This is a genomic window from Pedobacter sp. 10L46_2, from assembly GCF_056395165.1.
Map to the genome: position 1 here is coordinate 16,770 of NZ_JBFTIZ010000015.1, position 24,080 is coordinate 40,849.

At 38.4% G+C, this 24,080-nt stretch carries 20 protein-coding genes and 2 pseudogenes; 1 reads left to right on the forward strand and 21 read right to left on the reverse strand.

Going from position 1 to position 24,080, the window contains the following annotated elements:
- Nucleotides 1-5 precede the first annotated feature (5 nt).
- The 17 genes and pseudogenes from AC1DDX_RS03340 to hemA form a co-directional block, all read right to left on the reverse strand.
- Nucleotides 6-2,897, reverse strand: a complete 2,892-nt coding sequence (locus AC1DDX_RS03340) for a hypothetical protein (RefSeq protein WP_337715848.1) — start codon at nt 2,895-2,897, stop codon at nt 6-8.
- Nucleotides 2,898-2,917: 20 nt separating this feature from the next.
- Nucleotides 2,918-3,187: a hypothetical protein gene (locus AC1DDX_RS03345; RefSeq protein WP_337715850.1), complete on the reverse strand. Its 270-nt coding sequence runs from the start codon at nt 3,185-3,187 to the stop codon at nt 2,918-2,920.
- Nucleotides 3,188-3,204: 17 nt separating this feature from the next.
- Complete coding sequence (locus tag AC1DDX_RS03350) at nt 3,205-3,777, reverse strand: hypothetical protein (RefSeq protein WP_288879640.1); 573 nt, start codon at nt 3,775-3,777, stop codon at nt 3,205-3,207.
- 221 nt (nt 3,778-3,998) lie between these two features.
- Nucleotides 3,999-6,839 carry a response regulator gene (locus AC1DDX_RS03355; protein ID WP_337715851.1) on the reverse strand — a complete coding sequence of 947 codons (2,841 nt, stop codon included), beginning with the start codon at nt 6,837-6,839 and terminating at the stop codon, nt 3,999-4,001.
- An 80-nt stretch (nt 6,840-6,919) separates the two neighbouring features.
- The gene (locus tag AC1DDX_RS03360; protein WP_288879637.1) at nt 6,920-7,918 is read right to left on the reverse strand and encodes an ABC transporter ATP-binding protein; all 999 of its coding nucleotides are present in this window, start codon (nt 7,916-7,918) and stop codon (nt 6,920-6,922) included.
- A 93-nt stretch (nt 7,919-8,011) separates the two neighbouring features.
- Nucleotides 8,012-8,821: an outer membrane beta-barrel protein gene (locus AC1DDX_RS03365; protein WP_172660968.1), complete on the reverse strand. Its 810-nt coding sequence runs from the start codon at nt 8,819-8,821 to the stop codon at nt 8,012-8,014.
- 30 nt (nt 8,822-8,851) lie between these two features.
- A complete protein-coding gene (locus tag AC1DDX_RS03370; protein ID WP_288879635.1) occupies nt 8,852-9,568 on the reverse strand; it encodes a hypothetical protein in 717 nt (238 codons plus the stop codon).
- A complete protein-coding gene (locus tag AC1DDX_RS03375) occupies nt 9,558-10,124 on the reverse strand; it encodes an RNA polymerase sigma factor (protein WP_048903905.1) in 567 nt (188 codons plus the stop codon). Before AC1DDX_RS03375 ends, AC1DDX_RS03370 begins: the two co-directional genes overlap by 11 nt.
- 75 nt (nt 10,125-10,199) lie before the next feature.
- Entirely contained in the window at nt 10,200-10,748 is a 549-nt protein-coding gene (gene hemJ, locus AC1DDX_RS03380) for a protoporphyrinogen oxidase HemJ (protein ID WP_172660970.1), read from the reverse strand.
- Between the two features lie 7 nt (nt 10,749-10,755).
- Nucleotides 10,756-11,778, reverse strand: a complete 1,023-nt coding sequence (gene hemE / locus AC1DDX_RS03385) for a uroporphyrinogen decarboxylase (RefSeq protein ID WP_048903903.1) — start codon at nt 11,776-11,778, stop codon at nt 10,756-10,758.
- Nucleotides 11,779-11,793: 15 nt separating this feature from the next.
- A complete protein-coding gene (locus tag AC1DDX_RS03390; protein ID WP_172660972.1) occupies nt 11,794-12,309 on the reverse strand; it encodes a hypothetical protein in 516 nt (171 codons plus the stop codon).
- Nucleotides 12,309-13,013, reverse strand: a complete 705-nt coding sequence (locus AC1DDX_RS03395) for a response regulator transcription factor (RefSeq protein WP_048903901.1) — start codon at nt 13,011-13,013, stop codon at nt 12,309-12,311. Before AC1DDX_RS03395 ends, AC1DDX_RS03390 begins: the two co-directional genes overlap by 1 nt.
- A gap of 2 nt (nt 13,014-13,015) precedes the next feature.
- Nucleotides 13,016-13,882: a sensor histidine kinase gene (locus tag AC1DDX_RS03400; protein ID WP_048903900.1), complete on the reverse strand. Its 867-nt coding sequence runs from the start codon at nt 13,880-13,882 to the stop codon at nt 13,016-13,018.
- Between the two features lie 37 nt (nt 13,883-13,919).
- A complete protein-coding gene (gene hemL / locus AC1DDX_RS03405; RefSeq protein ID WP_172660973.1) occupies nt 13,920-15,293 on the reverse strand; it encodes a glutamate-1-semialdehyde 2,1-aminomutase in 1,374 nt (457 codons plus the stop codon).
- Nucleotide 15,294: 1 nt separating this feature from the next.
- Nucleotides 15,295-16,263 carry a porphobilinogen synthase gene (hemB, locus tag AC1DDX_RS03410; protein ID WP_288879633.1) on the reverse strand — a complete coding sequence of 323 codons (969 nt, stop codon included), beginning with the start codon at nt 16,261-16,263 and terminating at the stop codon, nt 15,295-15,297.
- A gap of 22 nt (nt 16,264-16,285) precedes the next feature.
- Nucleotides 16,286-17,866 carry a hydroxymethylbilane synthase gene (gene hemC / locus AC1DDX_RS03415; protein WP_477611793.1) on the reverse strand — a complete coding sequence of 527 codons (1,581 nt, stop codon included), beginning with the start codon at nt 17,864-17,866 and terminating at the stop codon, nt 16,286-16,288.
- A gap of 24 nt (nt 17,867-17,890) precedes the next feature.
- A pseudogene (hemA, locus tag AC1DDX_RS03420) lies at nt 17,891-19,098 on the reverse strand (glutamyl-tRNA reductase).
- Between the two features lie 160 nt (nt 19,099-19,258).
- Between hemA and AC1DDX_RS03425 the strand changes: the two are divergent.
- Nucleotides 19,259-20,092 carry an alpha/beta hydrolase family protein gene (locus tag AC1DDX_RS03425; protein WP_288879630.1) on the forward strand — a complete coding sequence of 278 codons (834 nt, stop codon included), beginning with the start codon at nt 19,259-19,261 and terminating at the stop codon, nt 20,090-20,092.
- Between the two features lie 57 nt (nt 20,093-20,149).
- Here the strand turns inward: AC1DDX_RS03425 and AC1DDX_RS03430 are convergent, their stop codons facing one another.
- The 4 genes and pseudogenes from AC1DDX_RS03430 to AC1DDX_RS03445 form a co-directional block, all read right to left on the reverse strand.
- The gene (locus AC1DDX_RS03430) at nt 20,150-20,665 is read right to left on the reverse strand and encodes a DUF2911 domain-containing protein (RefSeq protein WP_288879629.1); all 516 of its coding nucleotides are present in this window, start codon (nt 20,663-20,665) and stop codon (nt 20,150-20,152) included.
- A 165-nt stretch (nt 20,666-20,830) separates the two neighbouring features.
- Nucleotides 20,831-21,742, reverse strand: coding sequence for a hypothetical protein (locus AC1DDX_RS03435; RefSeq protein WP_288879628.1), 912 nt, complete (start codon nt 21,740-21,742; stop codon nt 20,831-20,833).
- 28 nt (nt 21,743-21,770) lie between these two features.
- Nucleotides 21,771-23,363: a RagB/SusD family nutrient uptake outer membrane protein gene (locus AC1DDX_RS03440; RefSeq protein ID WP_172660979.1), complete on the reverse strand. Its 1,593-nt coding sequence runs from the start codon at nt 23,361-23,363 to the stop codon at nt 21,771-21,773.
- 18 nt (nt 23,364-23,381) lie between these two features.
- Nucleotides 23,382-24,080, reverse strand: a pseudogene (locus AC1DDX_RS03445) (SusC/RagA family TonB-linked outer membrane protein); the annotation flags it as partial.

Here is a 24,080-nt window from a genome sequence, read left to right on the forward strand (position 1 = left end):
ATGTTCTATATAGCGCCCGACAGGTAATTTGAAGGATAATAGCCAAAACCAATTTTATTGTGATCATTCAAATTCTTCAACGTTGTTTTTGGATTAATAACCGCATAAATCGAGGTGTACCCATCCACCAGTAAGCTTTCTAAAAAAGATGTTTTTACTGTAAAAATACAATGTCCTGCTCCGCGGGCGGGCAAACCATTTATGGTTTGAATATCCCCAATCTGAGTACCGTTCTTATGCGGATCTTTATTATACAAAGCCAGCTCGATTTTTGTGGTAGGTTTTAACGTGTCATTATGTACAGTAACTAATATAGTTGTTGAATCATTATCACTTTGAACAAATTCAATATCACGGGTAAAGAGTTTATACCCATCTGTTATCCAGGGCAAATGAAAACATGGATTAGATTCATTATATTTTTGTGTAAACCATGTGCTGCCCTTAGGTATAAAAACGGCATAATCAACCTTTAAATAATTCCCTGTTTTACACCAGTATACATAAGGTTTAACCGTATAATACATAGTTTCATTTAAGCCTGCAGGAGTAATAGACATATCAATATTTGTTGATTCTGTAAAATTGATAGCGTAATTAGAAGACTCACTATTACTATAAGTGTTGTCATAATTGTGATTGATACCTAAACTGAATCCACACAAAAAATCTGAAGACACATTTGCGGATTGCTGATTACTGATGTGAGTTGATTGATTTACTGATTTTTGTTCTGATTGGTTATTCGAATTAGACCAATTCGCACTTATAGAAGTAGGTTGACTGTCCACAGAGATAACTGCATTACAAAAGCTACCTTTCATAGCATCATAATCTTTAGGGTCTGCAGAAGGATAAGATAGAATATTACCTATTAAATGTGCCGGCTTATATAATGATGACAGGTCTTTTCCTGATAATGTTTTAATATTGCCACTTGATTGGGGGAAAACAACTAATATATGGCCTTTATGTACCCCATCTTTATAAACCGGATATTCCCATGTATTGAATATATTTACATTCAGGAGTATAACATCCTCTTTATCTGAGCTTACATTAAGAGAGGTGGTTATATCAGCAATTTTATCTGTCGATTTACTAAAATCCTTGCCATGAGTTTTATTAATCGAACTGGTAAAGGAGAATAAACTTGATATTCCTAAAGAACTGCCAAGACTGTCAGATGTACTATAAGAACGGTGAGTACTAAGCCCCATTGAGGTTGAATTCCCTTTGGTATCGCTAAATGAAACTTGACCGACACAATTAAATTCTTCGGTGTTTTGAAACTCTGAGGGTATGGGTGGGAAATTAATGATAGCAATAATCGAATTTACATCTTCAATTGTACTTTGTTTCGGGCTCCCTACACATATATTGGTTCCATTAAAATCGCCATGTGTGAGTTTAATTTTTAAATTTCCTAAATTTTTATTGCTGTCGTAAGCAATATTACCAGAAAACAATCCGGGTATTGCTGCTGGTTTTTCTTTATATCTGATGGCAAAATTAAGTTCCGGATCTACTTTTATTACACCCAAACTTACCCTTGCATAACCATTTTGTGGCATTAAAGATTTTTCGGCCCCCAATGCGGCAATAACAATACCTGCACCAATGTAATTATTATCGAGTCCCGGTGAACTATGATTTTCTAAATCTGCAATTGCCAACTCAAAATCAAAAGAAATAAAGTTGAATGAATTATCACCATACATTCGGCCTGTTGAAGCAGGACTTAACTTTAACGTATTCTCGAACCTATATACTTGCAAAACAAGATGCCCCTCTATCAATTCATTAGCAACCCTCCCAACTACCAGTTCTTCTACACCATCATCATTTATATCGCCTACTGCTGTTCTGATAAGGCCACCTTTTACTGCCAAATCTTTAGCTGCATCTACCATTTTTAAATCAAATTGGTTATTAGTTTTTTCAGTATTTGATTTATGACATTCCCACATCTGCAGCTGGGCTTTATCTGTTTCTTTTATTGCCCAACTCAAAGCCAACCCATCTCTAACAGTATTAGCAAGAAAAGCTCCTGATTTAACATTTAGTGTATAAGGAGAATAACCTTCATCTGTGGCTCCCACTATTGCTGAGCTTATAAGCTTACTCTTCTGATTAGCAATACAATATACGCTTACAAAAAGATTATTACCGTTACTGTCTTTTTTACCTTCATAAAAAATTGCTATTTCGTTATTTCTTTGCCCGGTAAAAGCACCAATCGCAATATCTGCTTTTTTACTTTCACTGGTCTCCGGTCCTTCAAATAAGAATGGCTCTCTTTTCGTATCATCAGCAATATTGTCGCAGGTCCATATTTTTACCTTGTTACTTTTATCAACCCATGCTATTATAGGTTTTTTTATTTCGCCTTCATCTGTATAACTACCCCATATAGTAGTCTGATCTCCTATTTCAGCTTCAATTATAAATCTGGACAACACGGCGTAGTTCGAAGTTTTCGCTCCTTCCTCATATTTTATAACTTCCAACCACAACTCATTCTTATCATTTAAATACGCTACTATAATTTCATCCTTTTTATTACCATCAATATCGGCACTAATTGTAACCATTTGCTTAAAATTACTTCCTCCCTCAATTGATAATGAAGTTTCATCAGAGATGGCCACTCCTGATCCGTTAGTTTTATCTGTATAAGGCTGTGCAGTAAACGACATCAGTTCCAGGTTGTTATTTACTCCCTGGAATGATGCCATTATGCTGTCTAATTTCACCACGGTATAATTGCCATTTAAAGGATCTGAAGTTTGGTCCGACCCACTGTTGGCTATTTTTCCTGGCGGGCGATCAATATACCTGTGTTTACTTATTAAGCCTGGTTTGTGTCTGAGCACAAAGTTATTTACTTTTTCCATTTCGATTGAAATTAGAGGGACTATACCCACGATATGTTTATCGTTTCCGGCCCCTGATTAATTATATGTACACTGGTGGTTCCATGTGGAATTGGCTGCCCCCCATTTCCAAAAATTTTATGGTTATTGGTTATCTGAAAGGTAACACTGCCGCCGCCACCGCCTGGTTTCATGAAAGAGACATGTACTTGAGTGCTTCTATTTTCCGTATGTGTTCCAGGAGCTACGGTTACTGTATGAGGTCCGTCAATCGTATGATTGTTATGAGCTGATAATGTTATTAGTGGCATAATTTTAAGGTTTAATTTTATTTAATATTATTGTTAACTCTATTTATAAAACTTTGAAATACCTGCGATGATTGATTATCATCTACCAAAGCTGTACCTACATTAATTGCTTCCTGATCGTCCTTACAAAAAGCCCTTATTTGTACTAGTTTCAGTTCGTACATCTGATATTTGCCATCATCTCCATCTTCGATATTATCACTAATTGAATGTGAATCATGGTCTATTAGTTTCCACTTATCCATGCCCGAATGCCAGAATATATAATATGGTAAAGACGATGGATGAATATCTGAGTTAGACCAACCGAGTTGAAAGTTGAGATAAAACATACCGGTATCATTGCTGCCGGAGGCAGTAATTTTACACGATAACGAGGTACTATCCAGATTATACCATACCTCTGCCTTATCATCTCCTGGCTCCTTGCCAAATCCCTGATTAAATTCAAAGTAAAACTGCTGAGCAGATTTTGCATTTACATTATCAGGAGGCCCCCAGGCATTCATTTGGTAACCAGGTCCTCCCTGAGTTTTTCTAACATTCATTGGAGTGCCATTGTAAATTCTTAGCATTGCACCTTGTCCCATAATTTTAAAGATTAAATTGTTAATTAATCAAGCTTCTGTTTAACAGCTCTCATGCTATTTCAAAAGCTCATTTGCTGTATATCAAAGTTGTGGAGAAGATGAAAAAATGGCTATCAGATAACGGACAATGACTCGAATATATCAGACAATTTTTACATGCGGAGCCCTCACGGCCTTAATATTCGGACATTTTCTCTCAAAAAACGGACAGGCAGTAAAACTTAATAATTTATCGCGCGCGTTTGTTTAATAAATTCTGAAGGTGTAATCCGGTATTGCTCTTTAAAACACTGGCCAAAATATGACACGCTTTCAAAGCCCGACATGTAGGCTGCTTCGGAAACAGAGAAACCTGTAGTTAGAAAAGCAGCAGCTTTTTTTAAACGATAATTCCGAATCAATTCGCTGGAAGCCATTTTTGTGAGGCTATTTAATTTGCGATTTAATGTTCTTGAACTCATGGCTAATTTATCGGCCAGATCGGAAATGGAAAAATCAGGATGATCCAGAAATTGATCAAGGATGTCATACAGCTTAATCAAAAAAGGATGGGTAGCCTCATCTGCCTTAAAATCATTCGTAGCGAATACATGTTTATGGTAGTATTCCTGAAGTGTGCGCTGATATTTGATCTGATTGTCGACCCTAAATTTCAGTTCGGACAACAGGAAAGGTTTCGTTAAATAATCATTGGCTCCCATGTCCAGACCTTTCAACCTGCTATCTATAGTTGATTTTGCCGAAAGTAAGATAATTCCGATATGACTTGTCAATGCGGAATTACGTATTAGCCCTGCTATTTCATAACCATCTTTTCCCGGTAACATAATATCTGATATCACTATATCCGGCAAATCCTGCTGAATGATGTTCCAGGCCTGTTCACCATTATTACAGGTATTTACCTCATAATACTCCCTAAAAAAATTTGCAATATATTCTGCAAGGCCAGAATGATCATCGATAACCAATATTGTGGGAAGGTTAGTTGACAGGTCATCTTCAGAAGTTGTTGGTAAAGTATCTGCTTCTGTATTACCTGATACGTTTGACAACTCTACCTCTTCAATCAATTGAACCGGAAGTGTAACTGTAAATGAAGAACCAATTGTCTGTTTACTTTCGACTTCAATCGTACCGTTGAGTAAGGTAACCAACTCTTTAGTATAGGCTAATCCAAGTCCGGTTCCATTTGGATTGAGGAAGGAAGTACCTGATGCTTGATAAAAAGGTTTAAATAAATCAACTAATGTTTCATCAGACATACCTATGCCGTTATCTGACAGATTCAATTGAAAGTAGTTCTTATGATCAAATTGCTTAAAACTTATTTTTAACGTTACAATGCCCCCCTCCTGAGTAAATTTAATTGCATTTGACAAAAGGTTATTCAGTATTTTCTCGAGCTTATCTCCATCAAACAAGCAATAACTGTCCGGTATATCCTCTTCAATAAATTTCAGCGTGATATGTTTACCGTCGGCAAGTGGCTGAAATGAAAATAATATCTCATGGCTAAGCTCTTTGATATTACCTACCATTTCCGTTTTGGTCAGTTTACCGGCCTGAGATTTGGATAGATCCATCATTTGGTTAATAAGCCTAAGTAAATGGCTTGCATTTCTGTAAACAGTGTTCAATAAATTCTTCTCTTTGCCATTGGTACTAAGTCTGAGGAGATATTCAGTAGGAGCGGTTATAAGTGATAATGGGGTCTTAAATTCATGGGTAATGTTGGAAAAAAACTTTGACTTTAAGGATTCAATTTCAATCCGTTCCTCTGCTTCACGACGACCAAGTACCATTTGTTCATAAGCGATATTGGATTTAGCAAGTTCTGTAGCCAAGCGCTCTGAGTGGGTAAGTGCCCCTGTAAAACGAAGTGCAAGAACGATTGCCTGGAGTAAAAGCAAAACCAAAAAAGCAAATGGTAGCAGGAAGCCGGTATTAATGAGCTTAGCCTCATATAAAGAATCATTAAGCAGGCCGATAAAACAGGCTAAAATGCCAATTAATAGCAGGGTATTATTCAGAGGATGATCTCGTAGGTGTTTGGTAAGAAAGTAAACTGTAAAGCAACCCATCCACGCCGCCATGATAATCACAACGATTAACAGATTTCCATATACTTGGTTTGGGCTAAGCCATACCAAACAGGTATATGCTAATCCAATAATCAGGAATATGCGTTTCATAAAGAGTGGGAAGCGTACAAGTTCTGTAGAGGTTAAAAAGTAAACAAAGCCCAATAAACAGACCGGAAAAAGAGTATACAAAATCTTGAGCCCGAGTGAATAGCTAAATCCTGGTAAAAAATAAAACAGGAGTGGTGTCATCGAAAAGCAGGCTCTCAATGCTAGTGCCAGGCATAATATGGCAAAAAAAAGTGCAGCCTTTTCTTTTCGGCGCATTGCAAATATAGCAAGATGGTAAATCCCCATAATAAGTAAACTTCCCACCAAAAATGCATCTGCAATAAAAGATTTATCACTGATCTCTGTTATCTTCTCTGGGCTGCCGATAGTTATTGACGACCACATTCCGCCAGATGAAAAATGGTAATTGGATAACTGAAGCAGCAAAAAGACTTTATCTGATTTTGCAGTAAAATACACAAGTTTTGAAACGCTTTTGGGAATCATATTGGAACTGGTGTCCACTTCCCCCATCGTTGCTACAAGTTTTCCATCTACAAACAGCTTATATGCTGAGGGTAATGGGGGTAGCAAAAGTGCCCAGTTTTCACCAGCTTTTGGTAGCAATATGGTAAGGCCATAAGTTGCGTAACCAAAACTCTTGTTAAAAAAATTTGCATCGGAATTAAATGGTGTCCAATTTCCCGGAACTGTTGTGTATTTTTCTGCAGTTTTCAATTCCGCCTCACTCGCAAGCTTCTTCCAGGCAAAAAGCCACTCACCTGATAATTTTATCGGAGGATCCTTTTCCGGACGGTAGGATTTTAAATTAACAACGCCGTTTACACATAATGGTGAAGTTTGAGCACTTACTGAGTTTATAAGAAGAATAAAAGCAAGAAACAATAGGCCGCTAATTAACTTCATATAAAAATTTATAAGTTATTATCTAAACTTCATAAAATTAGAAAAATTAACAACAAGGAAAGAAACAAAATTATAGGGTTCTAGATGCCGAATTCTAAAAAATGACCAATGTTCGCTTGAACATGGTCATTTTTTTTATGTTCTCCCCTATTCAATTGAATTGCTCGTATTTTAACTCCGTTTCTCTCCAAAAGCAGCTCTTCATAGAAACCTTTATAATAAACATCCTTCACCTCAAAGCGCCTGCTGTTCCATGAGCTTTTTAGCTCAACCCATTCCGGATAAAAAACTACGTGTTCTTTTGTTGCATCAATCCCAAGTTTCAAGGCATCATCTGCATTTAAAACTACGGCATTACCCAATATTTGGGCAGTATATATGTGATCCGGATGATGATAGATGTGTGACGGTTTTCCTGTTTGTAAAAGCTGACCCTCTTTCAGAATCAATAGTTCATCTGACAAAAACAAACCGTCGGCAGGATCATGAGAAACCATGATAACGGTAACTCCCGTATCAGCAGCAATTCGTTTGATATCAGCACGCAACTGGTTTTTCAATAATGCGTCTACCTGACTGAATGGTTCATCCAGCAATAAAACTGAGGTATCGCTTACCAATGCTTTCGCTATTGCAACACGTTGCTGCTCTCCCCCACTCAGTTCAGTAATTTTCTTTTCTTTAAGATGCATGATGTGCAAATGCGCCATCATGGCCATCGTTTTATCGTGCTTGGATTGCACGTTTGTGTTCGACAGCATGGAAGCAATATTATCATACACCTTGGCGTAGATATTAAGGGAGAAATCCTGGGTAACCATTTTCATTTGCTTGTGACCTGGTATCAGTTGCTCATCGGGGCCGAGGATTCTTTTCCCTTCAAAAAGCACTTCACCACTATCTACCTTTAGTAAGCCATAGATACATTTCAGCAATGTCGATTTCCCGCTACCGCTTTCTCCAATAATGGCTACAATATTTCCCTTTTTAATATCAAAGCTAATATTTTTAACTCCAGAAGCCTGTTCAGTCTGATATTGCTTGGTCAGGTTTTTTACGCTAATGATCTGTTCTTCCACAATTCAAAGATAATATAAAAGTGTTGGTCAGTAAACAAAAAAATCCCGCAGTATATACCGCGGGATTGGTTTTATTTGTGTGTGTTGTGTGTTTTAATTTAAGCCAAGCGTAACGCCGAATGCCATATTTTTTAATCCCTTTTGAGCTGCGCTTGCAAACATGTCACTAGCAGAGTATTTAGCAAATACACCGAAAGCGCCATAACCTAACCTAACTGTACCGCCATAACGGAAGGATTGAAAGTTGTAATCATCACTAACTTTTACTTTTCCTCTTTCGTTACTGATTTGTTTTACTTTTCCATTTAAAAGGAACCCGACTTCTGGCCCGAATACAAAGTAAAATCGGTTGCCATGATCGTTTTCTTTAGTGCGTAATTCAAAATTGAAAGGAATGTGTACATAGCTGCTAGAGAAACGATTTTTAGAGAAATGAATATCTTCCTGAACATAAGTAAGCTCACTTGCATTTTTCTGCATGGTGATATCTTTGTTCAACCTGATGTGCGTCCAGTCGAAACCACCTGCCAGATAGATCTTAAAGTTTGAATTGAAACGATAGCCAAACTGGATGATATCGAAAGAGAATGTACTTGTTTTACCACCTCTGTAATCCAGGAAGTCATTTTCAGGAGATAAGGTAAAGCTTCCATTATCTATTAATCTTGAAAACCCAAGGTCCACTCTGGTTATGGTTATTCCGCCAATAAAGCGGCCCTTAGACATATTGGTTTTCCCAGTAGAGTCCTTTTTGCCGATGGTGATACCAACGCCAAGGTCCATATCGAACTTTTTCATTTTACGTTCTTTGGTTACGGTAGTATCTTGTTGTGCACTGGCAGTTTGAGCTATAGCACCGGTAAGTCCGCTTACGATAAGTGCTGTTAATAATAGACGTTTCATTGTATGTATTGGTTTGTGTGTTTCCTAATTCTATTTATCTGACTTTTTATTAAACTTTATGAAACCTATGTTAATGGACACTAAAGATGAATTATCGTCATTGGTATCAAACTGTATAAATTTCTTTTCTCTCTTATCTACTTTGTTAACTACAAAATTCACCAGATCTCCTACATTCCTAATCCCCTTATTCTCTTGATGTTCAGGCTCAAGAGCAGCGTCTGTATATTCTGAAGGGTCTGCTTTTGCGATCATCACTTCTTCTTTGGGAGCTTCTTCTTTTGGTTCAACTTTAGCTAACGTGCTAACAACTTCCGGTTGCTTAATAACAGGACGATCGCTTGTTGCTTTTGGTTGCAAAGCGGCCAATTCTTTTTCTCTGTTGCTTAATTTTATGCGTGGTGCAATAATTAGCGGAGTACTTTCAACCTTGTCTGTAACCGCTGAGCTAACATTGCTTACTTGTACCGGAGTTTTAACAACAGTAACTGCCGGAACCGGAGAAACATCGTTGCTTGCCACCTCGGGTGCCTGCAACCTGATCTTTTCTGTTTTTTGCATCGGCATCAATAAACCTATAGTTACCGCAATTACAGCAACTGCTGCTGCCATCCAGTAAACCGGTAAACTACGTTTAGGTTTGGGCGACAGTTGCTCCGAAATACCGTTCCACAGGTCTGCTGAAGGTTGCATTTCCGCCTCCTCAAACTTATCTCTCAACAACTGATCAAACGCTTTATCCTGCATGTGTTGCATAATTTATGCCCTCCATTTTTATAATTTCTTCTTTTAATATCGCCCTTGCTCTAGACAATTGCGATTTGCTTGCTCCTTCAGAAATGCCCAATGTTTCAGCAATTTCTTTATGAGAATATCCTTCTATGATGTACATGTTAAACACCACTCTATAGCCATCGGCTAACTTTTGAATCACTTTTAATAAATCCTGCATTCCCAATCGGCTAAAATCAAAGCCTGTTGATGGCTGATCATAAGCATCCTCAATTGGAACAACATTCATAGTCCTTAAATTTTTACGGTAACTTTCAATTGCTGTATTTACCATAACTTTTCTAATCCATCCTTCAAAAGCCCCATCTCCCCGGTATTCATTTATTTTCTGAAAAATTTTAATATAACCCATTTGCAATACGTCTTCTGCCTCCATCTTATCTTTTGCATAACGCATACAAACTACAAGCATCTTGGGCGCAGTTTGCCTGTACAGGGCCTCCTGCATCTTCCGGTTGCCTGCTTTGCATCCTTCTAATAATTCATTTATACTATATTGCGTCAATTTCATTTGTGTGTTTGGTATATAGTAGATGAAGCAACTATAGAAAAGGTTGCACGCAGTAATAAAAAAAATTAAAGGGGGTTAGCAATCGTGCTTTTTGCGGTAATGTTTGTACCATTTTACGGCAAGCATAATTACTACTGAAAATATGACGAGCCCAACGAGGCCATAAATCCAGTTCACGGCGCTTTTTAGCACGACTGTAAACACAATAGCTACAAGTAGGATTGTTGCTACCTCGTTCCACAACCTAAGGTTAAACGAGCTTATTTTGCATGTACCTTGTTTCAGCTGCTTCATTATATTCTGGCAAATAAAATGATAAACCAGCAGGGCTGCTACAAAGCCAAGTTTTACATGAAACCAGGGCGTTTGCAATAAACCGGGGTGTATGCAAACCATTCCTGCACCTGCAAGTACAGTGAGTACCATTGCAGGTGTAGTAATGATATTCCAAAGTTTGGCTTCTATCCTTTCGTATTCCTTTTGCAGGATATTACGCTCGATTTCGGGCCTGTCTTCGGCTTCAGTATGATAAATAAACAGACGAACACTATAAAACAATCCTGCCATCCAGCTTACAACAAAGATGATGTGAACAGACAGAATGTAATAATAGTACTTCTCCATTTTTAGATTAGTATTTAAAGTCTTTGATTACTTCAATCGCATATTTTACGTTGTCGAACGGAATATCAGGCATAATACCGTGGCCAAGATTAAAGATAAATCCATTCTCTCCACGCATACGCTCAAACAAGCGAAGAATCTCTCTCTTAATAACGGGTTTATCTGCATACAGTATATGCGGATCCAGGTTACCCTGAACTGCAATACCAGCTGGCAAACTTTTTTTGATATTTAACAAATCCGCGTTCCAGTCTACCGAAACTACATCTGGTTTGGCCTCAGCCATAATAGGCGCAAATACAGAACTTCCTTTACAAAATGAAATTACGGGAATGTCTTTTCTGTTTAAGTTCGCAATGATCTCCTGAATATAACGATGAGAGAATTCCTGGTAATCGTTCCAGGACAACGCCTGTGCCCAGCTATCAAAAATCTGGATGGCATTCACACCTGCAGCAATTTGAAGGTTCAAATAATCGGCAGTAACTTTTGCTATTTTAGCCAATAGTTTGTGTGCAACCTCTGGTTGATTGTGAATCAATAGCTTGGTTGTTTTAAAATCTTTTGATGAACCACCCTCAACAAGGTAGCTCATAACAGTAAAAGGAGCACCGGCAAAACCAATTAAAGGAATGCTTCCGTTTAAACGTTGTTGTATAACTTTAATAGCATCTGCTACGTATTGCAAACGGTCTAAAACATCAACCTCAAGTGCATCTACATCTTTTAATGTACGTACTGGGTTGGCAAACTTTGGTCCAACACCCTGGGTAAAGCTTAAATCTCCGCCCATTGCCTCGCCTGTTACCAAAATATCCGAGAATAAAATAGCAGCATCGATACCCAGTAAATTAACCGGTAACATAGTTACATCAGCAGCAATTTCAGGTGTTTTGCACATTTCAAGGAAGGAGTACTTATTTTTGATCTCCCAGTATTCAGGCATAAAACGGCCAGCCTGACGCATCATCCAAACTGGTGGGCGTTCTGTTTGCTTTGAAAATGCTGCATCTAAAAATAACGTGTTCATGTAAATCTATTTTGTTTATAAGTTGTTCGCTTCTATCTCAATCTTGTTAATTATATCTTTTGCTTTTGGGGTACTGGCCAATTCTTTTGCTTTCGCGATATAGGCCCTGCTCCGCTCACCATCTTTCTTTCTAAGCGCAAGATTGGCAAGATGGATCAATACAAAAGCTTTATCATTTTTTCCACCCAACGGGAAACGACTTGCGATCTGAAAATGATGTTCTGCAACATCATATTCTTCTTTCTTCAGGGCAATATTAGCACGCATAAACTCGTAATACCCCCTTCGGTTTCTTGCAAGTCTATCCGGATTTGGCACTTCAGCCAATATGCGTTCTGCTTTTTCATATTCGCCATTCTTAAAATATTTGGAGGCAAGAAGCACAGAACTGTGTTTAAAATGACTCCAAAGTACAAAGGCAAAGAAAAGGCCTGCCAATGCGGCAAGCTGATACTGATCATAAAAAAGGCATGCTAAAGCGGCAATCATAAAAATTGCCATCAGTGCATACCTGCCTTTGGTATTGTACATTAATGAATATCAGTAAATTTATAACCTACCCCTCTGATAGAGTGAAAATAAACCGGGTTTTTCTGATCTGGCTCAAAATACTTACGGAAGGTTAATATAAAGTTATCGATAGTACGTGTTGATGGATAAACATCGTAATTCCAAACTGTTTCTAAAATCTGCTCACGCGATACTGCTTCGTTTTTACGCTCAATCAGTAATTTTAACAGCATGGTTTCTTTTTTTGTTAAAGGAACAATAAGGCCATCATCCTGTTTTAATTCAAAAGAGTTAAAATAGATGGTCTTATCTCCTATTTTATAAGAGTTAAGTTCTTTCAGATCATCAGCTTTCATGCTGCGTTTAACCAAAATACCTACTCTTAAGATCAGCTCTTCCAAATTAAATGGTTTAACCAAATAATCGTCAGCACCTTTTTTCAGACCCATAACACGGTCTTCGCTTGTATTTTTGGCCGTTAGGAAAAGGATAGGAACTTCAGTGTTTTCCAAACGAATTGTTTCACAAACCTGGAAACCATCCATTTCAGGAAGCATCACGTCTAAAATAATCAGGTTAAAACGCTCTTCTTTAAAAACCTTTAAAGCAGTTTTACCGTCTTTTACCGCATGAACTTTATAACCTTCAAGTTCAAGGTTTAATTTTATTGCATCTAATAAGTGGTCTTCATCCTCAACCAGTAATATTCTTAATTTCTGTGGCATAATCAACTAAATGTTATTTCAAAAATTGCACCCTGTGGTGCGTTATCTTTAACGCTGATATCAGCGTCATGGCTTTGTAGAACTTCTTTAACAATAAACAGGCCTAAACCTGTTCCTTTTGATTTTCTGACATTTTCGTCACCTACACGATAGAATTTATCAAAAATAAGCATCTTTTCAGCGTCAGGGATACCTGGCCCTTTGTCAGTTACCCTTAAAAAAGGATGCCCATCTTTATTTGTCAATTCCACACCAACCTCTGCACAAGGTCCAGAATATTTAACTGCATTTTCAACCAGGTTAGTTACCACAGACGACAGCGCAAACTGATCGCCCACTACCTTAACCCCGGGCTGTATTTTTGGATTTATCAGCTGTTCACAACCACACGAATGGATCTGCAACCTATCAGTGATTCTTGAAACCATTTCCGAAAGATCAAATTCTTCTTTAGGGAACGAATAAGACCTGTTTTCGATCTTGGTAGCCAACAACATGTTTTCAACCAAATCATCTAAACGTTCAATATCCTTTAATGAATTATTCAGTAAAGAAGTTTGTCTCGCTTTATCCAGGTCACGTTTAACGATGGTTTGTATAGATAATTTTATAGCCGCCAAAGGCGATTTTAACTCATGTGTTACCGAGAGTAAAAAGTTCTGCTGCTGCTCTCTTAGCCTGTCTTCTTTTTTAATAGATTGATGCAAAAAATACGCTCCAATACACAATAAGAACAGAAATACAGATCCCTCGCCCATTACCATAGCCATCCTGGACGGTTGTAATTTAACTACAAGCGTGCCCCAGGAAATTAATTGCACTAAAGAGTACAACAGCAGGAAATAAAATATAACGATTGATTTCTTCAAGACAGTTAGTAGTTTATATTATAAATATACCCAAAATTTACTTATTCCTGAAAACAACATCAAGGCTATCAAATATAGCTCTCTTTGCTTTTTCAAGCTCTATTTTAGTATGCGCAGCAGAAACAAAACCTACCTCATAGCCCGACGGGCCAAGGTAAATACCCCTGTTTAACAACTCTCTGTGCATTACTTTAAATTTCTCCATGCTTGCCGGATCAATATCCTCGGCACATTGAATTTTATCTTTGTCCGTAAAAGCCAGCCAGAAAATAGACCCTACATGGAATACTTTTAATTTGTAGTTTCTTGCAGTTGCAAAACGCTGTATGCTCTCGGCAAACTCAGAAGCTTTATTGTTTAAATCTTTATAAAAACCAGAACGTAGTAGCTCCGTCAACTGGGCAATACCTGCAGCCATGGCTACGGGATTTCCAGATAAGGTTCCTGCCTGATAAACACCCCCATCAGGAGAAATATGAGACATGATTTCGGCCGATGCGCCATACATTCCTACAGGCAAACCACCACCGATAATTTTACCATAGGTAACTATGTCAGGCTTTATGCCATAATGTCCTGCAGCACCTTCGAATCCCAATCTGAATCCGGTGATTACTTCATCAAATATTAAGAGTGCTTTGTTCTCTTTACAGATATGCTGTAAAAACTGAATATATTCTGCATCCTGCATCAGCAATCCGTTGTTAGCAGGAATTCCCTCAATAATGACGGCGGCTACTTCATCTTTAAATTGTTCGAATGCTTTTTTCAAAGCTTCGGTATCATTCAAAGGGATTACGATGGTTTCCTGAGCAAATGATTTTGGAACGCCGGCAGAAGAAGTTTCGCCAAAGGTAACCAGACCTGAACCTGCTTTTACCAATAGTGAATCGCTGTGTCCATGATAGCAGCCTTCAAATTTGATGATCTTATCACGACCTGTATAGCCACGCGCCAATCTGATGGCCGACATTACTGCCTCGGTACCAGAACTGGTAAAACGTATCTTTTCTACAAGTTTATTGTTTTTAATAATCAGTTCTGCAAGCTCGTTTTCTAATGCAGTAGGTGCGCCAAAGCTCATCCCGTTTTGCATTACTTCTGTAACCTTTTCACGAACTTTAGCATTGTTATGGCCAAGAATTAATGGACCCCAGCTACCGCAAAAATCTATAAATTGATTTCCATCAGCATCCCATACAAAGCATCCATCGCCCTTTTGAATAAACAATGGTGTTCCGTAAACCGATTTAAAAGCCCTAACCGGAGAATTTACGCCTCCAGGAAAATAGTTTTTAGCCTTCTCGTACAGCTCTGCCGATTTCTCTCTGGAAATATCCGGTTTACCTCCTGTATTTACAGGCATATCACCTTCATTTCCCGAAAACATTTTTTTTAAAGATTCTAACATATTACATCCAATTCTTTTCTACTATATCTCTTATATGGTAAGTTGTTATAATGCTTGCCCCTGCGCGTGCAAATGCATGCATGGTCTCCATCACTACTTTTTGTTCATCTATCCAGCCTTTTTCTGCAGCTGCTTTTACCATAGAGTACTCTCCTGATACATTATAGCAGGCTATTGGCAAATCTGTGTGCTGTTTTAAGTTATGCATTACATCAAGGTAAGCCAAAGCGGGCTTAACCATTAATACATCTGCCCCCTCACTTTCATCAAGCAATGCTTCTCTTAAAGCTTCATTGCCATTTCTAAAATCCATTTGATAAGCTTTTCTATCTCCCTTACTTGGCGCGCAATCAGCAGCCTCTCTAAAAGGCCCGTAATATGCTGAAGCAAATTTTGTAGCATGCGACATGATTGCCGTATTTACAAAACCTGCACCATCAAGTACACTTCGCATTGCACCAACCCTGCCATCCATCATATCTGAAGGGGCAAGCATATCAGCACCTGCCTGTGCATGGGTAAGTCCCATTTTGGCAATTACTTCAACGGTTGCATCATTTTGTACATAGTCATTTTCTAGTATGCCGCAATGTCCATGTGTAGTATAAGAACAAACACAAACATCCGTAACTATGTATAAATCGTCGCCAAAGTTTTTCTTAAGCAAACGAACTGCCGAAGGTACTAAAGAATGATCATGATATGCTGAATGGGCATCCTCACTTTTTTCATCTCCTACACCAAACAACATGATTTTGTTTACACCTAATTTAAGTCCCTTTTCAACATCTTTAACCAATGTGTCTTCAGAGTAATGGTTGATTCCCGGCATTGCGTCTAAAGCATGAACAACATTTTTACCCGGTACAATAAAGTACGGATAAATGAACATATCTTTCGACAACCTTGTTTCGGCTACCATTTCCCTAACTACAGGGTTTTTCCTCAATCTACGTGGACGGTGTAACATATCAACCTCTATTTAACTTCCTTTATTTTATTTCTATTCCAAACACAGCCTCAGCCAATCCGATCTCATCCGGCGAGTAAGGTAAGGTATATTTTATACCCATCTCATCAAATTTTTTCGCTGTTGAATTACCAATAGCAATAATCTGTTGTCCGGGATCTAATAAGTTCTCCACAAAATAGGCATCAACGTTAGATGGGCTGGTAAAAATCAGCACATCAGCGTAAGTCTGATCTATATCATCTTCAAATACAGTCTCGTAAATAGGTAAGTCTATTACTTTTGTATCTGCTGTTAAAGCTTTTTGAATGGTCAATAAAGAATCTTGTGCTCGTGGAAACAATACCGTTTTTCCGGTAACTTCTTTAGCAAAAAGTTCAGCTACTTCCTCAATATCACCACCTTCTCCTTCGTAATCAGCCAGATAACCAGCTCTTCTTAACGAATCTTCAGAACCTCTGCCAGCAACGCCAAATTTAACGTGCTTAGGCAGTACAGGTTTTAGATTAAAGAAATAATCTACCGCATTTCTGCTGCTAAAAAAGATCCAGTCTACATGTCTGAAATGATATTGATCCAATACCGTTACAATAGGGAAAGTACGGATCAGTGATCTCGCGTCAATTTCTATATTGTGTTTTGCTAAAGCTTTTCTAAAATAGTTATGCTCCCCAACTTCTCTTGAAATAAATACTCTTGATGGGAATTTCCTATCCGCGGCAAATCTGCTCACAATCTTTTCAGCTAAACCATCAAGGTTTTCTACTCTATAAAATAAGCGATCAGGGAAATCTTCTTCGGTTTCTGCTTTAGAAGTCCAAACCTCATATAAACCATCTTCTTTTTTGCAGTAACAGCCTAGTGGCATGTGACAGCCACCTTCAAACAGGTTTAATACTTTTCGTTCAATTGCAATTTCCTCTGCAGTTTCCGGATCGTGTATTTTTTGAAGTAGTTCAAATAGTTCGGTATCGTTTTCTCTGATCTGAATAGCCAAAGCGCCTTGTGCAGGAGCCGGAACCAGTTCTGTAGTATCAACTACTTCTACATGGAACTCCGAAAGGTCAATTTTTAAACGGTTCACGCCAGCTTTAGCCAGCAGAATCGCGTCGTAATCTTCATCTCTTAATTTTTGGATCCTGGTCGGTACGTTCCCTCTTAAATCTTCAATATTTAAATCAGGACGTAATGCCAATATCTGCGCTTTACGTCTGTTAGACGATGTCCCCACCATTGCACCTGTTTTAAGCGATAATTTTTGGGTAATGTCTACACAATCTTTTAAAATTAAAAGAAGCTCTGCCGGATCTTCGCGTTCAGTAACCGCTGCAATTGTTAATCCTGCGGGGTGTACTGTAGGTAAATCTTTATGAGAGTGTACTGCTATATCGATGGTTCCACCTAAAAGTTCTTCTTCAAGCTCTTTAGTAAAGAACCCTTTGCCTTCCAGTTTATCTAATCTTAAGTTTAGAATCTTGTCGCCCTGCGTTTTGATGATTTTCAAATCTGCCTCAACGCCAATTCCTGCAAGTTTATCTTTAATGAAGTTGGCTTGCCATAAAGCCAGGTCGCTGCCTCTTGTACCGATAGTAAGTCTTTTCACGTTGATGCTAATTTTTTGGCAAATTTAGCTATTCTTTACCAATATCTCTTTTGCCATTACCATTGGTACGCTGATGTATTTTTTTTCCATATAATCCATCACGCGTTCCAGTACCAATCTGGAGTTTTCATCCAGGTTATTGATCTCTTCGGCAAAGATACCATTGATAGCAGTATGCTTAATTTCCTTGATTTTCTGAGGAACGCCACTCATGGCTATCTCAATTTCACGCTGGCGTAATACCAATTCAAAATCTTTGATGTTCTCTTCGATGATGTGTTCTGCGTTAACCAGTTCATCATAGCGTTCTTGTATATTTTTGCGGGCAACTTCTTTTAAAGATTCTACCTCTATGAAATGTATCGGGAAGTTTTTCACTACTTCAGGAGCAGTGTCGTTAGGGATGGCAAGATCTACAATTACCTTAATAATTTCTTATAGATGGCTTCAGTAATAATAGGTTCTGTAGCACCGGTACAGGTAATAATTACATCAAATCCCTGATCGTAATTTTCTAGTTCTGAAAGTGGATATGCAGTGCCATTTAAATCTTTGGCCAGCGCTTCTGCATGTTCTAAAGTTCTGTTGAATACAGAAAAGTTAGAGTATTTATGTTTTTTAAGATATTGAGCGATGTTTTTGTTGGTTTCTCCTGCTCCGATGATGAGCAATTTTACATTGCCACACATTTTTAGGTCACGAAGTTTACGATAGGCAAGAGAAACAATGGAGACGGGGTTCTTGGAGATGTTGGTATGTGTGTAAACTTCTTTAGCTGTTTTTACCACACGGTTCATGATCATCCGCATATAATCGCCTGTAAATCCTGCAACCCTGCAAGCTTCATAAGCCTTCCGGATCTGGGCAAGAATTTCCTTCTCTCCAACTACCAGACTTTCTAAGGAACAGGATGTACGAAGCAGGTGATTAAACGCCTCGGCCTCTTCATAAACAGAAACATTTTCTATGAACTTATCCATGTATTGATCAGGTAGTCCCATATCTAACACAGTAAGAAAACGACTGATAAAATCTCTGTCGACTTTTTCTGAGGATGTGAATACGAATTCAACACGATTGCACGTTCCTACGTAGAATATTTCTTTAACTCCTAACTCAGATTGAATGTTTCTCAATCTGTCGTCCAGCGTCTGCTCACATATCACCAATTTACCTAAAGATTTGAGGTCAATCTGTTTATGCGTAAAAGCAATGATCTTTAAATATTCCAAAATCTATTATCCTGTTTATTTTTAGCGAAACAAAAGTAATAAGACGCCCTTGTTCCACTGTCATTATGCTGTAATTAAGAGTTATTTAGAAAGATTTTAAATAAATAGATTCATTTAAACATCCCGATATAAAAATTGTTATATTGGCTAAACACCATAAATGCAGACATATATGATACAAAAGGAGCAATTTACAATAAAAGGAGCGGATGAAAAAAACATATTTGGCGACACGACATATGACGATAAGAACACAAACATTGGTACCATAATATTTGTTCACGGCTTTAAAGGCTTCAAAGATTGGGGTGCTCACAACCTAATTGCCCAATGGTTTGCTAAAAATGGCTACCGGTATGTGAAGTTTAACCTTAGTCATGGCGGCGTAACAGCGCAAAATTTTAATGATGTAACCGACATGGAAGCCTTTGCTGATAACACATTTAGCAAGGAACTTTTTGATGTTGACCAGGTGGTTAACTATGTTTCAACAACCTACCCATCTTTCCCTATTTACCTTATCGGACATAGTCGGGGTGGCGGGCTATCCATTATAAAAGCGGCTAATGATGAAAGGATTGATAAACTGATTACCTGGTCGTCTATTTCAGATTTCTCGAGCCTTTGGAAAAAAGAGCAGGAAGAAGAATGGACCAAAACAGGCAAAATATATGTAGAAAATGCACGGACTAAAGAAAAAATGCCACTAAACAGCACTTTATTAGCAGACTTTAATGAGCACAAAGAAGCGCTAAACATCGTTAAAGCTGCAAGAAAGATAGACATACCCTGGTTAATTCTGCATGGCGATGATGATGTAAACGTAAAGTTTAGTGTTGCACAAGAGCTGGCACAAAACCAGCTTAACGCAAGAATACTAAAGATTGAGGGAGCCAATCATGTTTATGGGGCATCGCATCCGTATGCATCGGCAAGCTTACCTGAGCATTTGCAGCAAGTGGTTGAAAAGACACTGCGGTTTATTAGTACATAAAAACAGCGGGTATCATCCATATGGATGATACCCGCTGTAGCTTAAATTACTTACCTGCTATTTAACAGTAAACGGCACTACAACATTACCCCATAAAAGGCTAACTTTTCCTGATTTTTCAATCTTAAAAGTCATTTTTTCAGTTGCAGAAGCAGCTTTACCAGGTTTTACCGCTACACGAATTGCGTCATCTGCCTCAGTGTAATCAGTACCCCATTGTTTCCAGGTTTTGTTAAAGATAATTGTCCATTCTTTTTCTCCTGGAATTGTATACAAACCATATTTACCTGCAGCAAGGGCTTTACCTTCTACCTTTACATCTTTGCTTGTTTCAAATACAGTTGCTTCATTTGCTCCGGTACGCCATACCTTTCCATAAGGAGCAATATCGGCGCCTATTTTACGGCCTTTAACCGAAGGCTGACTGTAGTCAATGGTTACCACAGCTCCAGATGCAAGCGTTTCTTTTGCTATAGCTGGTGGGCTAACTCTTTTGGACTTGTCATCCTGAGCAGAGCTGGTCAGCGTGGTAAACAAACCAGCAATTAATGTTAATACAAATAACTTTTTCATAAAATTGAGTTTTTACCTCCAAGATAAGAAAATATGTTTAATAAATGCCCAGACTTCACCTGAATCAAAATGAAGCCCGAGCGGATTTAATTAAAGGATATAATAAAAAAGCCATTCATCCTTTTCAACATTTGATTGCACCAAACCAAATGACTTTACTTTCGCTTATTGTGAAGAAGCAAAGTTCTTTGTTATAAAGTTGAAAGAGAGCATAGCAGGTCCTTCGCCATCAACATCCTTATCCCTGATTACACCCAGTTGAAGCGTATTTTCATCAAGAGATAAAATCTTATAGGTTGTCCAGTTACTTATTCCCGTAATTCCATTCTTTGCAGGTTTGTATCCTCTAAGAATTGACCCTCCATTAATGGTCAATATTTTCGAGTTCACATTTAAAAAATAAGTGCCGTTTTGTGTAATTCCATTTTCCATCGGTTTCACTGCTTTAAAAGAAGCAGTTCCTTTCAATCCAAACGTCATTACCCCATAATCACCTTTAGCCATCATATTTGGATAAATATCATTAAGTCCCGGTCCCCAATTCCAACAATCAGCACCATAGCATCCTGTGGTATTGGCACCCCATGGGCCGCCGTCTTTAAGCCAACCAATATTTACTCCATAAAATGCAAAAGGTCCTGCAAAATAAACCCCTTCCGTATCCAACACCCATTCTTTCTCATTACCCACACCACCAGAAAGCGCTATCCAAAGAGGGTCGTTCACGTAGTTCAAATTATCTTGTGTTACTTTTACGACTACAGAATCCATCTTCACTTCTAATCCTCCGCTGAGTACAGAAAATTTAATCACATAATCTCCCTTAAAGGCAAATTTAACTGTGTCTATCATCCTTCTGGAGGTTCCTGTTCCATAATCCCACATGGATATAGTTCCGGGTGTAGCGTTTTTAAGAATTACGGTATTTCCACCGGCATCTGCCTGTAAATCCTGGGTCACAGTGTACTGAATTTCTGATTTATCGAGCGTCCTGTCAATACTGTGCTCATTTTTTTTACACGCACTGAACAGCAAAGGCATCATCAGCACTGCAAATATTTTTATATTTAGTTTCATTTCTTTAATGATTAAAATGGATGATCTGTTACCAACCTGCATTTTGTTTTAACGTTCCATTAGAAAGACCGATCTGGGTATATGGTATTTGCTGCAAACCTTTTGTAGCAATGATATTTGCAGCAGATATTTTTTTCTCTGCACTTACACCACCATTTAATACCGTTGAAGTTTCGGCAATTTCCTGAGCTGCTTTATCTATTCCCTGACGTAGTAAATCATAATAGCGTATTCCTTCAAAAGCAAATTCCAGTCTGCGCTCTCTAATGATATTAGCCTGACTTATCGCCAGCGGAGTAAATGCACCCTTATATGCACGTTGCCTAACAGCATCAAAATAGGTTTGCGCATTTCCACTTCCCAGCTCTGCCGCCATCAACAATACGTCAGCATAACGGATAGATACATAATCCTGGAACTGGCCAATCTGGAAGCTGGTATTACCATGTGATTCTGGCAGAGGCTTGCCGTCTAAACCGATCATTGGGCTATATTTCTTTACATAGTAACCAGTATATTCTCTTTGGCCTTTTTGATTGGTGAAGGGCAAATTTTCGTCTACAATTGAAATGATAGAGCCTGCTCTTCTCGTATCGGTAGGCAAGTATGCATTCCACAGTTTAGGGTTTACTGTTTCAGCACCCCATCCGTTTCCATACGGGTAAAGTGCCTGCTCACGAATACCTGTCATTACCATCCAGTGGTTACCGTCGGTATTTCCTTCATAATCACTTGTATAAGTATATTTTATTGCAAAAATGGTTTCTTTATTATCCTCACCTGCATATGATGTTAATGATGCAGCAGGCCATAGGTTTGCAAAATTTTCAATTAAACCGTATCCACCTTTAGTAATTACATCTTCAAGATATGCAAGGGCTTCTGGTTTAGATACAAGACCAACTAAATCTGCCTTTGCATAGTAACCCGTATAGAACAAGAATACACGGCCTATCAGCGCTTCAGCAGCATACCTGGTAACCCTACCATGATTGGCAACAGCCTGAGCCGGATAAGCAACTTCCGGTAAATTTGCTGCAGCGAATTTTAGATCGTCAGCAATTACCTTGTAAACTTCATCCGGATTACTCTGTGGTAAATTCTCGGTAGATGGAGCTGTTAACAGTGGAATATTACCCCAAAGTCTAACCATATCAAATAGCAGGTAGGCACGCAGAAAGCGGGCCTCAGATTCGTATGTTTTTCTCAACTGAGTATCGTTACCCCATTCTATCTGATCCAATTTGCCCAGAAGGGTGTTGCAACGAAACAGCGCTTTATAATACAAAACCCAGTTTCCATTATATAAATTTTGGTCTGATGGTGAACGCGACTTATCAAATTCATCAATCATCTGATAACCAAAACCATCGGAATTTCCGGTTGCGCCAAAAGTATTATCAGACATTACTTCGGCTGCAACCGGCAAGGCAATACCCTCAGACCACACAATTTGCAATCCGTCATAACAACCAACAAGTGCAGTAAATGCATCCTTTGGTGTTTTGTAAAAATTTTGATCTGTTACTGCTGTCACTTGCTCAGTATCCAGAAAACCTTTTTTGCATGCACCTAACGATAAAAGGCTTAGTGCAACAGCATATATTTTTATAGCTTTCATATTTTTATGATCTTGTAGTTAAAACTTAAGATTGGCTCCTATCATGAATGTTCTTGGTCTTGGATAATAACCTAAGTCTATACCCGACGCGAATCCTCGAGTACCATAACCTATTTCCGGATCCATTCCATCGTATTTTGTAAAGGTGTAAACGTTTAATGCAGCAGCATATAACCTTACCTGTTTCAGGTAGCTCTTTTTAAATACCTTACCAAGATCATAACCAACAGTGATGTTACTGATCCGTAAGAAATCACCTTTTTGAATATACAGATCAGAGAAATTACTCCAATTCCGGTTGTCTTCTGTTAAACGGGGAATGGTATTCGATGAACCCTCTCCGTGCCATCTATCGAGTATTCGGGTGGTATAATTACCGAACTGACTAGACGGATTTCTGTAAGATTGAACAATATCATTTCCGGCAACCCCAGAAGCCACAACAGAAAAATCGAAACCTTTGTAATCACCCGAAAGTGTGATACCAAATGTATAATTCGGGTTCGGATTACCAATCATGCCTCTATCCAGATTATCTATCATACCATCTCCGTTAACATCTACATACTTAACATCTCCAGGAGCAGCAGTTGGTTGTATTACCTTACCATTGGCAGATCTGTAATTTTGAACCTCGGCTTCATTCTGAAAGATACCGGCTGTTTTTAACCCCCAGAAATAACCAATTGGGAATCCGGTTTGAGCACGATAGAACTC

Coding starts and splice junctions, on each gene's coding strand:
- AC1DDX_RS03340 (WP_337715848.1), bottom strand. CDS start 2,897: ATGGAAAAAGTAAATAACTTTGTGCTCAGACACAAACCAGGCTTAATA.
- AC1DDX_RS03345 (WP_337715850.1), bottom strand. CDS start 3,187: ATGCCACTAATAACATTATCAGCTCATAACAATCATACGATTGACGGA.
- AC1DDX_RS03350 (WP_288879640.1), bottom strand. CDS start 3,777: ATGGGACAAGGTGCAATGCTAAGAATTTACAATGGCACTCCAATGAAT.
- AC1DDX_RS03355 (WP_337715851.1), bottom strand. CDS start 6,839: ATGAAGTTAATTAGCGGCCTATTGTTTCTTGCTTTTATTCTTCTTATA.
- AC1DDX_RS03365 (WP_172660968.1), bottom strand. CDS start 8,821: ATGAAACGTCTATTATTAACAGCACTTATCGTAAGCGGACTTACCGGT.
- AC1DDX_RS03370 (WP_288879635.1), bottom strand. CDS start 9,568: ATGCAGGATAAAGCGTTTGATCAGTTGTTGAGAGATAAGTTTGAGGAG.
- AC1DDX_RS03375 (WP_048903905.1), bottom strand. CDS start 10,124: ATGAAATTGACGCAATATAGTATAAATGAATTATTAGAAGGATGCAAA.
- hemJ (WP_172660970.1), bottom strand. CDS start 10,748: ATGGAGAAGTACTATTATTACATTCTGTCTGTTCACATCATCTTTGTT.
- hemE (WP_048903903.1), bottom strand. CDS start 11,778: ATGAACACGTTATTTTTAGATGCAGCATTTTCAAAGCAAACAGAACGC.
- AC1DDX_RS03390 (WP_172660972.1), bottom strand. CDS start 12,309: ATGTACAATACCAAAGGCAGGTATGCACTGATGGCAATTTTTATGATT.
- AC1DDX_RS03395 (WP_048903901.1), bottom strand. CDS start 13,013: ATGCCACAGAAATTAAGAATATTACTGGTTGAGGATGAAGACCACTTA.
- hemL (WP_172660973.1), bottom strand. CDS start 15,293: ATGTTAGAATCTTTAAAAAAAATGTTTTCGGGAAATGAAGGTGATATG.
- hemB (WP_288879633.1), bottom strand. CDS start 16,263: ATGTTACACCGTCCACGTAGATTGAGGAAAAACCCTGTAGTTAGGGAA.
- AC1DDX_RS03425 (WP_288879630.1), top strand. CDS start 19,259: ATGCAGACATATATGATACAAAAGGAGCAATTTACAATAAAAGGAGCG.
- AC1DDX_RS03430 (WP_288879629.1), bottom strand. CDS start 20,665: ATGAAAAAGTTATTTGTATTAACATTAATTGCTGGTTTGTTTACCACG.
- AC1DDX_RS03435 (WP_288879628.1), bottom strand. CDS start 21,742: ATGAAACTAAATATAAAAATATTTGCAGTGCTGATGATGCCTTTGCTG.
- AC1DDX_RS03440 (WP_172660979.1), bottom strand. CDS start 23,363: ATGAAAGCTATAAAAATATATGCTGTTGCACTAAGCCTTTTATCGTTA.